This is a genomic window from Bacillus sp. RC242 (assembly GCF_044908245.1).
In the GTDB taxonomy this organism is placed as follows: Bacteria; Bacillota; Bacilli; order Bacillales; family Bacillaceae_G; genus Bacillus_A; species Bacillus_A mycoides.
Window position 1 is genome coordinate 105,929 of the sequence record NZ_JBIYCZ010000017.1, and the last position, 12,030, is coordinate 117,958.

The window sequence follows — 12,030 nt, forward strand, 5'->3', positions numbered from 1 at the left end:
AATGTTATTCCATGAGACTTTTATACAATTTCTTGTATGCAAGAGCAGATTTCCCCCAGCTATAATCTTCAGTCATCGCTTGCTTTACAAGCTTATCCCATACCGGTTTATCTTGATAAAACTCAATTGCACGAAGAATCGTATGTAACATGTCATGCGCATTAAAATTCGTAAAGCTAAAGCCATTCCCAATTCCAGTGTCCTCATCGTAAGAATGTACAGTATCATTTAATCCGCCTGTTTCTCTTACAATTGGAATCGTGCCATATGCTAGCGCAATAATTTGTCCAAGTCCACACGGTTCAAACAGCGATGGCATTAAAAACAAATCGCTTCCCGCGTACACTTGGTGCGCTAACGCTTCATTAAACCCAATATATACTTTTACCTTTTCTGGATACTCGTATGCCATCCATTCAAAGAACTGCTCGTATTCAGAATCGCCTGACCCCAAAATAATACATTGTACATCTTCTTCCATTATTTCACGGAATACAGTACGTACTAGATCAAGCCCCTTTTGCTTCGTTAATCGTGTTACCATCGAAATAACTGGTGTATCTTCTTTTTCTGGTAAACCAAAATAACGCTGCAATGCGCGTTTATTTTCACTCTTTTCCTCTAATGACTCTGCACTATACTGAGCCATAATATATGGATCTGTTTCTGGATTATATACACTCGTATCAATTCCATTTACAATGCCACTAAGCTTATCGTTATGCTTTCGTAGCAATCCATCTAACTTCTCACCGAAAAACTCATATTGAATCTCTTCTTTATATGTCGGGCTAACCGCTGTAATTTGGTCAGATGCGATAATACCGCCTTTCATAAAGTTCACGTTTCCATAAAACTCAAGCTGTTCACTATGAAAATATTCATGACCAAGCTCCAGTAAGTCGTACATCACTTCAGGAGGAAATACACCTTGGAACTGCAAGTTATGAATCGTATATACCGTTTTAATATGCTCATATAACGGGTTATCTTGATACTTTTCACGAAGTAAGAAATTAACCATAGCTGTATGCCAATCATGGCTATGAAGAACATCTACTTCGAAATCAAGATGCGGAATACACTCTAAAACTGCTTTTGAAAAATAAGAAAAACGCTCCCCATCATCATAATGGCCATATAGAGAATCTCTCTTAAAATAATATTCATTATCTATTAAGTAATACGTAATCCCGTCCTGCTCACCTTTTAAAATCCCGCAATATTGATTTCTCCATCCAAGAGGAACGTTAATTACTTTATGAAGCGTACATCCTTCTCTTAACTCTTTCGGGATAAGACTGTAGTTTGGAAGTATAATGCGAACATTCACTCCTAATTTTTTTAATTCTTTTGGAAGCGCTCCTGCTACATCAGCTAGACCTCCGGATTTAATAAACGGTACACATTCTGATACTGCAAATAAAATATTCACCTGTTGTTCCACTGCACGAAAAGCGTATACATCATAAATCGCTCCTCTTACAGCTTCCTCCCTTCAAGTTTTCATATAGAGTAAAACCTTAATTAGTGGGGGTTTTAAATCCCCCACTAATTATGCACCTGCTATTTACGAATAACTATTGATTGTACTATTTTGTACACTACCTTTTTCTACAACATATGGCTTATCAGCACTTCCTTTTAACACTACGCCGTCGCCAAGTTTCACATCTTTATCAATAATAACACCGTCTATTATACAATTATCTCCAATTTGGCTCTTTTGCATAATAATACTATTACGTACAATTGAACCTTTTCCAATTTTAACAGAACGGGCGACAACACTATTTTCCACTTCCCCTTCAATAATACTGCCGTTTGCAACCATTGTATTTTTCACTACTGCACCCTTCATATAACGAGTTGGTGGCTCATCTTTTACTTTCGTAAAGATCGGTGCTTCTTTCTTAAATAATTGCTTCCAAATAGAAGGCTGCAAAATTTCTAGACTATGTTTATAGTAACTTTCAATCGAATCAATAATAGCTACATACCCTGTATGCTCATACGTAGCAATATGCAGTGATTCCCCTCGCTTTTCTCTCACTACATCAAATAAACTGTATTGCTCCACATCTTTATATGTCTCAAATAAGTCTAGCAATAATTGTTTCTTTAACACATATGTTTGAAGCGAAACCCCTTCATGACAAACTTCAGTAATATCTGCAGACGTATGTATATGTCGCTCTAACACCGCTTGAAAGTTTAACGCTGTTACAAGATGGCTATTCGTAATAACAACATATTCTTCTCTGCTTCTTAGAAAATAATCAATATGTCTTCTAAAATGTGCAAAAGATCCAAATTCGTCATGATCACATTGGCAGTTCGGTGGGAATAAAAACAGGCCATCACGCTTTCTATCTAAATCCCACTGTTTTCCTGAACCGACATGATCCATTAAAGAACGATTTTTATGACTTGTAAAAACCGCCACGCTATGAATATTAGAATTCACCATATTTGAAAGCATGAAATCAATGAGTCGGTAACGGCCTCCAAACGGTAACGCCGCTAATGAACGATGCCCTGTTACTTTCTTTAAGGAAGGAAAACTTCCCGTTGCATTAATAATCCCCAACATTTTTTCTCCCATTCATTTCATCCCCCTTTTCTATTTTCCTTCAGCAATTAGTACTACATCGTCAACATTTTTTTCTGGGCGAATTATTGTCCCATCTTCAATAACCATTTCTGATCCAACAATCGCTCTTTCAATCACAACGTTTTTACCAATCTTTGCCCCAGGCATAACGACGGAATCGATTACCATACTACCTTCTTCTACCGTTACTCCTTGGAATAAAACAGAATGCTTCACGTCCCCTTCAATGACGCATCCTTCATTAATAAGTGACTCTTCTACTTTTGCCTGCTGTGCAATATATTGAGGTGGCTCATTTGGATTCACAGAATAAATGCGCCAATTACGATCGTTCAAGTTCAACGATGTTTCATCACGAAGTAAATCCATATTCGCTTCCCATAAGCTTTTCACCGTTCCAACATCTTTCCAATATCCTTCAAATGGATACGCCATCAACTTCTTCCCTTCATCTAATAAAAGCGGAAGTACATCTTTTCCGAAGTCATTACTAGATTCAGGATTTCTCGCATCCATCTCTAAATATTCTTTTAAAATAGCCCAGTTAAAAATATAAATTCCCATTGATGCAAGATTACTTCTTGGAAACTGCGGTTTCTCCTCAAATTCAACAACTTCCATCTCTTCATTTGTATTCATGATGCCAAAGCGACTTGCTTCATCCCAAGGCACTTCAATAACAGAAATTGAAACGTCCGCTTCTTTCTCAACATGATAATCTAGCATTTTACTGTAATCCATTTTATAAATATGGTCACCAGATAAAATAAGAACATATTCTGGTTCATACTGACTTAAATAGTTTAAGTTTTGATAAATAGCACTTGCCGTACCTGTATACCACTTCACACCTGAAGACTCCGCATAAGGAGGTAACACAGTGACTCCACCGTTTACACGATCAAGATCCCAAGCATTTCCGATTCCAATATAATTATGAAGTTCTAACGGTTGATATTGTGTTAAAATCCCCACCGTTTCAATACCGGAGTTTGCACAGTTACTTAACGTAAAATCAATAATGCGATATTTACCACCAAATGGAACAGCTGGCTTGGCTAAATTTTTTGTTAATGCACTTAAACGACTACCTTTTCCCCCTGCTAGTAACATTGCTACGCACTTTTGTTTTTGAGCCATCTTGTTTTTTGCTCCCCTTTCTCGTCTTCACTGGTCGTAATATGGATACGCCAAATGGTGGAATTGTAATTTCTACATGTGCCGCTTGATTATGATATGGCTCTAGAATCGTCTTGAGACGTTTCTTATTAACTTGCCCCGATCCGCCATATTGCGCCGAGTCACTGTTTAAAATTTCGTTATAGTACTCGAAATCTGGTACACCTACTTTATAGTTTTCATATGTAGCTTTCGTAAAATTACATACGACAACTAACGCATCTTCCTGCTTATCCCCTTGGCGGATAAACGAGAAAATACTTTGCTCATTATTATTAGCATCAATCCACTGAAATCCTTCAGGCGAGTGATCTAACTGCCAAAGTGGTTTTGAGCGCTTATACAATGCTATGAGCTCTTTAAAGTAATCATGCATATTACGATGCATTTCAAAATCATGTAAATTCCAATCTAAATCTTCAAGGTCTTTCCACTCATCAAATTGCCCGAATTCTCCACCCATAAAGAGTAATTTCTTACCTGGATGAGTAAAGAAATATCCATATAATAAACGAAGCTGAGCAAACTTATCCCAGTAATCTCCCGGCATTTTATTTAATAACGACTTTTTCCCATGAACGACTTCATCATGAGAAAGCGGCAATATGAAGTTTTCAGAGTGAGCATATATTAAAGAAAATGTCATTTTCTCATGAATGTATTTCCGGTACTCTGGCGCACATTCCATATATTTCAGCACGTCATTCATCCAACCCATATTCCATTTATAATTGAATCCAAGTCCACCCTCGTATGTTGGAGCTGTTACAAGTGGCCAAGCTGTTGAATCTTCCGCTGTCATAAGAAACTCTTCATCTTCTGCAAACACGGCTTCATTTAACTCTCGTAAGAAAGAAACGGCGTGTTCATTGCTTTGCTCTTTTCCTTCTTTATTCCAATACAGCATATTCGCAACTGCATCTACTCTGAACCCATCAATATGGAAATACCTCATCCAAAATAACGCATTTGAAATTAAGAAATTACGTACTTCCCTCTTTCCTAAATCAAAATTAACAGTTCCCCATACCTGGTTTTCTTGTACATCTATATCTTTATATTCATAAGTCGGTGTCCCATCAAACAAATATAAACCGTGAGCATCTTTACAAAAATGCCCCGGCACCCAATCTAAAATGACACCGATTCCATATTTATGACATTCATCGACAAAATACATCAAATCATGTGGCGTGCCGAATCTACTTGTCGCTGCATAATATCCTGTTCCTTGATATCCCCAAGAACGATCATATGGATGCTCAACAAGCGGCATAATTTCAATATGTGTAAATTGATGTTCCACCACATACGGAATGAGCTCCTCGGCCATTTCTCTGTAAGAATACAGAGCGCCATCTTCTTTCTTTTTCCAAGAACCGAAATGTAATTCATAAACTGTCATCGCTTCTTTATAAATCGATTTTTTCTTTCTCTTACGAATCCAGTTCTTATCATTCCATTCATATCCCTCTATATCAAAAACTACAGATGCCGTATTTGGTCTTACTTCTGCATATACTGCGTAAGGATCTGCTTTTAAAATAACGTCACCATCCATCGTTTCAATCGCATACTTATATATCTCATTCTCTTCAATATGCGGTACAAACAAGGACCAAATCCCCTCTTCTGTCACTTGTAGCATCTTATGTTGCTCATAATCCCATTCATTAAAATCCCCAACAACACTCATTGCTTTCGCATGAGGAGCCCATACTGTGAATCGTACACCTCGCATCCCATCTTCCGTCACAATATGTGCCCCAAAGATGTTATAACTGTCATAGTACTTTTCTGTATGAAACTCATCTCGTTTCACTTCTTCACAATTTATTACATCCAATATGTTCACCTCACTAAGATGACAGAAATTTTTTACTCTTTATCATTTCTGCGAAAAACTGAAATATCCTTGTTATTTTTTTAAAAAATATTCGTTTTTTTCTTAAATTTCACTTAAAATTTTCACATTTTCCGTGTAAATTATCGAATTTTGACGAATATTCATTGCAAACGCTTCATTTCCTACTAGCCTTTCATCCTATTATTTATTTCTCAACCTTTATTTCATAAGATTTATCCTATTTTACTCGCTATTTATCACTTAAAATCGTAACAAAATAATCTGTCATAAAAAAATGTTTCTCAATATTTTTTGTCACAATTTTATTGAAATGGAAAATTCATAAGCATATACTCATTCTCAATAAAGAACATTGAACTTTCGCAAATATAATTCATACTGAAACACTATGTTTACTCTATCGATGCTCCAGGCGAAAGTCTGATAAAAATTAAATTAGGGGGGCTTTCTTATGTCATTAAAACAAAAGGTTGGAATGGGAGTTGTCACAGCTTCACTTGGCTTATCCCTTACATTCGGCGGTGTATTCGCCTATTTCAGTGATTCTGAAACATCGGGTAATTCATTTCAAACCGTCTAACAACGAAATTAGGTACTGAAAAAGATGGTAAGCTACTCGGTCAATATTAATATGCTCGTCCAGATGAAAACCTTGCAGGCGACGTAAATGGCGATAAAATAATTGATATTAAAGATGCTGAAATTATCGCTAATAACTATGGTAAAAAAGGAGTATCTGTAAAAGATGGCGATCTTAATAATGACGGCATCGTCGACGAAAAAGACATTCGCTTCGTAGAAAAGAAATTCTTGAAAAAAGGACCAGATGCAGCAAAATCACAAACACCTGTAGAAAAATCAAAAAGCGGTACACTGGCAGATATTTTAAAGAAATTAGGATTAACACCTAAAAAATGATAAAGTGAAACTTTAATCAGTGGGGGTTTTGTTCATCCACCACTGATTATTAGTTGAACAAATCGGGCTTTTACGGGCAGTTGATCCCCCACCTAACTTCTTTGCTTTCGCTGCATTTTGAAGTGGGGGTCTTACTGCCCGTTAATGCGGGATAATAAAGAGCACTCTATATAAAGTAGAGTGCTCTTTTCTATAAACGACCCTTATCCAGCAAAAGGGGTATATTGGGGATATACAAGGGAAACCGGAAAAGGAATTTATATTAAATTATATAAAAACTCAGAGGTAGGAAGCAGCTTCCCGCCTCTGAATTATTTAGCAATTATTATAGTACTGGTGCCATTGTTTCTTTTAATACTTTTACAGAATGAGCGAATTTCGCTTTTTCTTCTTCATTTAGCTCAAGTTCTACGATTTCACGTACACCTTCGCGGTTAATAACAGCTGGAACACCTACGAAAGCATCTTTCTCACCATATTGACCTTCAAGGTATGCCGATACAGTTAATACGCTGTTCTCGTTGCTTAAGATTGCTTTAGTTACACGAAGTAGTGACATACCGATTCCGTAGTAAGTTGCGCCTTTACGCTCAATAATGTGGTAAGCTGCATCGCGTACATTTTCAAAGATTTTATCTAAATCTTCTTGGTTATACTGTTCGTTGTTCGCTAAGATTGTTTCTAGTTTTTGTACACCTACAGTAGCGTGGCTCCATACTGGAAGTTCAGTGTCACCGTGCTCACCAACGATGTAAGCATGAACGTTACGTGGATCTACATCTAAGTAGTCACCTAACATGTAACGGAAACGAGCAGAGTCTAAAGTAGTACCAGAACCGATTACGCGCTCTTTCGGTAAACCAGATTCTTTCCAAGTTACGTAAGTTAAAATATCAACTGGGTTAGTTGCGATTAAGAAGATTCCATCGAATCCGCTATCCATAATACCGCGAACGATTTGTTTAAAGATCTTTGTATTTTTCTCAACTAAGTCTAAACGAGTTTCGCCTGGCTTTTGTGGTAATCCAGCAGTGATAACTACTAAATCTGCATCTTTACAATCTGCATAGCTACCGCTCCAAACTTTTGTTGGTGCTGGAGAGAATGGTACCGCATGGCTTAAGTCCATTGCTTCTCCTTCTGCTTTTGCTTCATTAACATCTACTAGTACGAATTCTTCAGCTACACCTTGGTTGATCATTGAGTAAGCGTAACTACAACCTACTGCTCCTGTTCCTACTAATACTACGCGATTGATACCTTTTTTCATGTTAATTTCCCCTTTCAATTGTTTACATCTATTTTTTATTATTGTTTAAGTAATTAATTAAAATACTAATTTAATGTTGTTTAACTTCTTTACATACATATTGTAGCACGGATTATTGTGAATTCCTTCACAAATTATGACCTATTTGTGAACTTTTTCACATAGAGTGTAAAGTTGTTAGAATGCGGGTGAAATCCATCTCAATGGAGGCGTTTTCTTTAGATTGTGAAAGGTTTTTTCTTAAAGTTTTCTTGGTAAGTGAAATTATATCGAACACACCTTTGGTTATATCGACGTTTCGACAAGAATAGCTTCTTCTATCTATATTATTTATCCCGCTATTTGTGGGTAGTAAGACTCCCACCTCAAAATTTGGCTGGAGCGAAGAAGTTAGCCTTCACATAATTCTCATCATTTAACTTTTGTAAATCCGCAGCAATACTTTTAGAGGTTTTTATAAGGGGTCACCATACATTGCCATCAACTTAAGAAATTGGTATTTCCCCATATCGAAAAAAATGAGCTGAATTATTATAAATAACTCTGGAAAGATAAAATTTTCATTTTGGGGATACTTCAAAATATTAGCCTGATGGACATAGGTATCACCACATGTCCATGGATTAAAGAAAGAGCCTATTATTAAACTGTACCCTACTCTTTGGGTCGGAAGAGGTGCTATAGATGAATGTAAAGACATATAGGGCTCAAGTGTTTTCTTGGTCTAAGGAGGCCAAGGTAGAAATAGTAGAACTCATTTCCGCCGGCATAGGTATGGCCGGACCCGTTCTGTTCGCCACAGTTCTAGGCTATCCCGCTCTTGGTTTTGCTGCATCGGTCGGCAGTTTGGCAGTCAGTAGCGTGAAAGTCGGTTCGAGTTTTATAAATCACGGGAAAAGGTTGGCATCAGCGCTGATATCAGTAGTGCTCGCTGCGATTGCTGCTGTTCTCTCTTTCGGACATGGCTATCTGACATTTGGAGTCTTGATCCTGCTGGTAAGCCTTGCTGCGTTAATTGGCGGATATAGTCGTGCCTTGGCGGTGGCAACAACACGCTTTGTCGTATTCCTGATTATCATCCTCAATATGGTCGACCAGACGGAGTACCGGATGGAACTAATTTTTTCAATCTTAGCAGGGGCGATTTGGACCGTCAGTATCAGCTTGGTGCTAGGCATCTGGGTACACCGTTGTTTTAAATCATCGCTGGATGGAGCTGTGAAAGGGCCAACATCGAAAAAAATCATTCTATGGTGGAACTCTCTTGCACACCTATCCAGTTGGCAATTCCCAATCAGGCTCGCATTATGTCTAGGTATAGCTGAGGGATTGCGAATACTTTGGCCCGAGCACCACTTCTATTGGATTGCAATTACCGTAGCAATCCTTACTCAGCGGAAAATAGAACTCTTTCCAATCAAAACAACACAACGAGTGCTTGGTACAGTAATCGGCGTGATTGTTGCGAGCTTGCTTCTCGCAACTAGTCTACCAATTTTGGGGTTAGTTATAAGTATCGGGCTATTCGCAGGTGCTCGACCTCTTCTAAAGGTTCGAAATTATCTTGTATACTCTGCAACCATGATCCCGCTCATTATTTTGATCATGGAAGCCGGCAAGCCGTTCCAGTCTATCATTCTGTTCGACCGTGTATTTGCAACCCTTATCGGTGCAGTCATCGTGATTGCAGTGAACTTGATATTCAGTAGAGCGATGGCGAAATCAGTGTAAAGGTGGTTATCTAGCGAAAGATGCTTTAACATTTTAGGTATCTTTTCCAGTAGAACACCCCCCCTATAATGACCTTTTCATACTCCATCTTTTATAAAAAAAGCAGACTACTAAAAGTTCGCTTTAGATAACATATATACAATAAAAAAGAGATAGCAGATTATGCTATCTCTTTTAGTATGACCCGTACGGGATTCGAACCCGTGTTACCGCCGTGAAAGGGCGGTGTCTTAACCACTTGACCAACGGGCCAAAATCTGGCAGAGAAGAAGGGATTCGAACCCTCGCACCGCGTTCGCGATCTACTCCCTTAGCAGGGGAGCCCCTTGAGCCACTTGGGTACTTCTCTATAATATGGCTCCGCAGGTAGGACTCGAACCTACGACCGATCGGTTAACAGCCGATAGCTCTACCACTGAGCTACTGCGGAATAATTATGGTGGGCCTAAATGGACTCGAACCATCGACCTCACGCTTATCAGGCGTGCGCTCTAACCAGCTGAGCTATAGGCCCATAAAAAGCGGGTGAAGAGAATCGAACTCTCGACCAGAGCTTGGAAGGCTCTTGTTTTACCACTAAACTACACCCGCATTAAATTAAAAATGGTGAGCCATGAAGGATTCGAACCTTCGACCCTCTGATTAAAAGTCAGATGCTCTACCAACTGAGCTAATGGCTCATTTTGAAAGTGGTGCCGGCTAGAGGACTTGAACCCCCAACCTACTGATTACAAGTCAGTTGCTCTACCAATTGAGCTAAGCCGGCTTGCGATTTCAAAATGGTGGCTCGGGACGGAATCGAACCGCCGACACGAGGATTTTCAGTCCTCTGCTCTACCGACTGAGCTACCGAGCCTTTATGTAAAAAAAATGGCGGTCCCGACCGGGGTCGAACCGGCGATCTCCTGCGTGACAGGCAGGCATGTTAACCACTACACCACGGGACCATTTGGTTGCGGGGACAGGATTTGAACCTGCGACCTTCGGGTTATGAGCCCGACGAGCTACCGTACTGCTCCACCCCGCGATGATATAATATTTAATTTAGAAAAAAATGGAGGAGGTAGAGGGATTCGAACCCCCGCGCGACTCTCGCCGCCTGTCGGTTTTCAAGACCGATCCCTTCAGCCGAACTTGGGTATACCTCCGAGTTATGAACTTTGAGTGGTGGACCTTGTAGGACTCGAACCTACGACCGGACGGTTATGAGCCGTCTGCTCTAACCAGCTGAGCTAAAGGTCCTTTATGGTAGCGGCGGAGGGGATCGAACCCCCGACCTCACGGGTATGAACCGTACGCTCTAGCCAGCTGAGCTACACCGCCATAAGTTATATTCAAATAAGTGGAGCCTAGCGGGATCGAACCGCTGACCTCCTGCGTGCAAGGCAGGCGCTCTCCCAGCTGAGCTAAGGCCCCATATTTTGAAAATATCGGGAAGACAGGATTTGAACCTGCGACCCCCTGGTCCCAAACCAGGTGCTCTACCAAGCTGAGCCACTTCCCGTTAATAAAAAACGCGCCCGAGAGGAGTCGAACCCCTAACCTCTTGATCCGTAGTCAAACGCTCTATCCAATTGAGCTACGGGCGCATATGGTGCCGAGGGCGGGGGTCGAACCCGCACGGTGGTCACCCACCGCAGGATTTTAAGTCCTGTGCGTCTGCCTGTTCCGCCACCCCGGCATGTCATACTGAAAATTGGAGCGGAAGACGGGATTCGAACCCGCGACCCCAACCTTGGCAAGGTTGTATTCTACCACTGAACTACTTCCGCAAGACATGTTTGAGTTATTTTATTAAAAGTGCGGGTGAAGGGAGTCGAACCCCCACGCCAAAGGCGCTAGATCCTAAGTCTAGTGCGTCTGCCAATTCCGCCACACCCGCATATTATAATTTAAAAAGAAAAAATGGGGCGACTGATGGGAATTGAACCCACGAGTGCCGGAGCCACAATCCGGTGCGTTAACCACTTCGCCACAACCGCCATGATTTTCTGGTGCCGACTAGAGGACTTGAACCCCCAACCTACTGATTACAAGTCAGTTGCTCTACCAATTGAGCTAAGTCGGCTAAATGGTGGAGGATGACGGGATCGAACCGCCGACCCCCTGCTTGTAAGGCAGGTGCTCTCCCAGCTGAGCTAATCCTCCGAATTGCCTGGCAACGTCCTACTCTCACAGGGACAAGGTCCCAACTACTATCGGCGCTAGAGAGCTTAACTTCCGTGTTCGGTATGGGAACGGGTGTGACCTCTCTGCCATCATTACCAGACTGTATTCATTTAAGACAAGAATTATCATAACTTATTCGACATTTAAAGTCAACAAGTTTTTTATATTCTTTCAAAACTAGATAACATTGCTTCATATTATATGGTTAAGTCCTCGATCTATTAGTATTCGTCAGCTCCACATGTCACCATGCTTCCACCTCGAACCTATCAACCTGATCAT

6 protein-coding genes, 22 tRNA genes, 1 rRNA gene and 2 pseudogenes are annotated in these 12,030 nt (G+C 40.2%); 3 read left to right on the forward strand and 28 right to left on the reverse strand.

The features are described from left to right. Positions 1-4 precede the first annotated feature (4 nt). The 4 genes from glgA to glgB form a co-directional block, all read right to left on the reverse strand. Entirely contained in the window at positions 5-1,435 is a 1,431-nt protein-coding gene (gene glgA / locus ABH957_RS25060; protein WP_404457767.1) for a glycogen synthase GlgA, read from the reverse strand. 135 nt (positions 1,436-1,570) lie between these two features. Continuing rightward, positions 1,571-2,605 (reverse strand): glucose-1-phosphate adenylyltransferase subunit GlgD, encoded by a 1,035-nt coding sequence (gene glgD, locus ABH957_RS25065; RefSeq protein ID WP_002138850.1) that lies wholly within the window; start codon positions 2,603-2,605, stop codon positions 1,571-1,573. Positions 2,606-2,623: 18 nt separating this feature from the next. Next, positions 2,624-3,754, reverse strand: coding sequence for a glucose-1-phosphate adenylyltransferase (glgC, locus tag ABH957_RS25070; protein ID WP_404448449.1), 1,131 nt, complete (start codon positions 3,752-3,754; stop codon positions 2,624-2,626). Further along, complete coding sequence (gene glgB / locus ABH957_RS25075; RefSeq protein WP_404457770.1) at positions 3,702-5,639, reverse strand: 1,4-alpha-glucan branching protein GlgB; 1,938 nt, start codon at positions 5,637-5,639, stop codon at positions 3,702-3,704. Before glgB ends, glgC begins: the two co-directional genes overlap by 53 nt. A gap of 472 nt (positions 5,640-6,111) precedes the next feature. Between glgB and ABH957_RS25080 the strand changes: the two are divergent. Together ABH957_RS25080 and ABH957_RS25085 are read left to right on the forward strand one after the other, a co-directional pair. Beyond that, positions 6,112-6,231 (forward strand): annotated as a pseudogene (locus ABH957_RS25080) (TasA family protein); the annotation flags it as partial. Beyond that, positions 6,225-6,578 (forward strand): annotated as a pseudogene (locus ABH957_RS25085) (dockerin type I domain-containing protein); the annotation flags it as partial. The pseudogenes ABH957_RS25080 and ABH957_RS25085, both read left to right, overlap by 7 nt. A 325-nt stretch (positions 6,579-6,903) precedes the next feature. Here ABH957_RS25085 and ABH957_RS25090 read toward each other — a convergent pair. After that, positions 6,904-7,848, reverse strand: coding sequence for an L-lactate dehydrogenase (locus ABH957_RS25090; protein WP_002129674.1), 945 nt, complete (start codon positions 7,846-7,848; stop codon positions 6,904-6,906). A gap of 684 nt (positions 7,849-8,532) precedes the next feature. Here ABH957_RS25090 and ABH957_RS25095 point away from each other — a divergent pair. Next, on the forward strand, positions 8,533-9,579 hold the full coding sequence (locus tag ABH957_RS25095; protein ID WP_404457776.1) for an FUSC family protein: 1,047 nt from the start codon (positions 8,533-8,535) through the stop codon (positions 9,577-9,579). A 180-nt stretch (positions 9,580-9,759) separates the two neighbouring features. On the opposite strand, the gene ABH957_RS25100 is transcribed toward ABH957_RS25095, so the two are convergent. From ABH957_RS25100 to rrf, 23 genes are all read right to left on the reverse strand, one after another. Beyond that, positions 9,760-9,831: transfer RNA gene (locus ABH957_RS25100), tRNA-Glu, on the reverse strand. Between the two features lie 6 nt (positions 9,832-9,837). Continuing rightward, positions 9,838-9,928: transfer RNA gene (locus ABH957_RS25105), tRNA-Ser, on the reverse strand. Positions 9,929-9,934: 6 nt separating this feature from the next. Then, a tRNA-Asn gene (locus ABH957_RS25110) sits at positions 9,935-10,009 on the reverse strand. Positions 10,010-10,016: 7 nt separating this feature from the next. Beyond that, positions 10,017-10,093: transfer RNA gene (locus ABH957_RS25115), tRNA-Ile, on the reverse strand. 6 nt (positions 10,094-10,099) lie between these two features. After that, positions 10,100-10,170: transfer RNA gene (locus ABH957_RS25120), tRNA-Gly, on the reverse strand. A 13-nt stretch (positions 10,171-10,183) separates the two neighbouring features. Next, a tRNA-Lys gene (locus tag ABH957_RS25125) sits at positions 10,184-10,259 on the reverse strand. A gap of 10 nt (positions 10,260-10,269) precedes the next feature. Beyond that, positions 10,270-10,345 (reverse strand) — tRNA-Thr (locus tag ABH957_RS25130). Positions 10,346-10,359: 14 nt separating this feature from the next. Further along, positions 10,360-10,435 (reverse strand) — tRNA-Phe (locus tag ABH957_RS25135). A gap of 15 nt (positions 10,436-10,450) precedes the next feature. After that, a tRNA-Asp gene (locus ABH957_RS25140) sits at positions 10,451-10,526 on the reverse strand. A 3-nt stretch (positions 10,527-10,529) separates the two neighbouring features. Then, positions 10,530-10,606: transfer RNA gene (locus tag ABH957_RS25145), tRNA-Met, on the reverse strand. Between the two features lie 28 nt (positions 10,607-10,634). Continuing rightward, positions 10,635-10,727: transfer RNA gene (locus ABH957_RS25150), tRNA-Ser, on the reverse strand. Positions 10,728-10,744: 17 nt separating this feature from the next. Continuing rightward, positions 10,745-10,821 (reverse strand) — tRNA-Ile (locus ABH957_RS25155). 4 nt (positions 10,822-10,825) lie between these two features. Beyond that, a tRNA-Met gene (locus ABH957_RS25160) sits at positions 10,826-10,902 on the reverse strand. A 20-nt stretch (positions 10,903-10,922) separates the two neighbouring features. Then, positions 10,923-10,995 (reverse strand) — tRNA-Ala (locus ABH957_RS25165). A 14-nt stretch (positions 10,996-11,009) separates the two neighbouring features. Then, a tRNA-Pro gene (locus tag ABH957_RS25170) sits at positions 11,010-11,083 on the reverse strand. Between the two features lie 11 nt (positions 11,084-11,094). Next, a tRNA-Arg gene (locus ABH957_RS25175) sits at positions 11,095-11,168 on the reverse strand. Positions 11,169-11,171: 3 nt separating this feature from the next. Next, a tRNA-Leu gene (locus ABH957_RS25180) sits at positions 11,172-11,260 on the reverse strand. Positions 11,261-11,276: 16 nt separating this feature from the next. Continuing rightward, a tRNA-Gly gene (locus ABH957_RS25185) sits at positions 11,277-11,351 on the reverse strand. 29 nt (positions 11,352-11,380) lie between these two features. Continuing rightward, positions 11,381-11,461, reverse strand: a tRNA-Leu gene (locus ABH957_RS25190). A 24-nt stretch (positions 11,462-11,485) separates the two neighbouring features. Then, positions 11,486-11,561, reverse strand: a tRNA-His gene (locus ABH957_RS25195). Between the two features lie 10 nt (positions 11,562-11,571). Further along, positions 11,572-11,647: transfer RNA gene (locus ABH957_RS25200), tRNA-Thr, on the reverse strand. 4 nt (positions 11,648-11,651) lie between these two features. Further along, a tRNA-Val gene (locus tag ABH957_RS25205) sits at positions 11,652-11,727 on the reverse strand. Between the two features lie 5 nt (positions 11,728-11,732). Then, positions 11,733-11,848 (reverse strand): 5S ribosomal RNA (rrf, locus tag ABH957_RS25210). Positions 11,849-12,030 lie beyond the last annotated feature (182 nt).

What these genes read in the sequence shown, in the direction of transcription:
- glgD (WP_002138850.1), bottom strand. Translation starts at nt 2,605, where the DNA reads ATGGGAGAAAAAATGTTGGGGATTATTAATGCAACGGGAAGTTTTCCT.
- glgC (WP_404448449.1), bottom strand. Translation starts at nt 3,754, where the DNA reads ATGGCTCAAAAACAAAAGTGCGTAGCAATGTTACTAGCAGGGGGAAAA.
- ABH957_RS25090 (WP_002129674.1), bottom strand. Translation starts at nt 7,848, where the DNA reads ATGAAAAAAGGTATCAATCGCGTAGTATTAGTAGGAACAGGAGCAGTA.
- ABH957_RS25095 (WP_404457776.1), top strand. Translation starts at nt 8,533, where the DNA reads ATGAATGTAAAGACATATAGGGCTCAAGTGTTTTCTTGGTCTAAGGAG.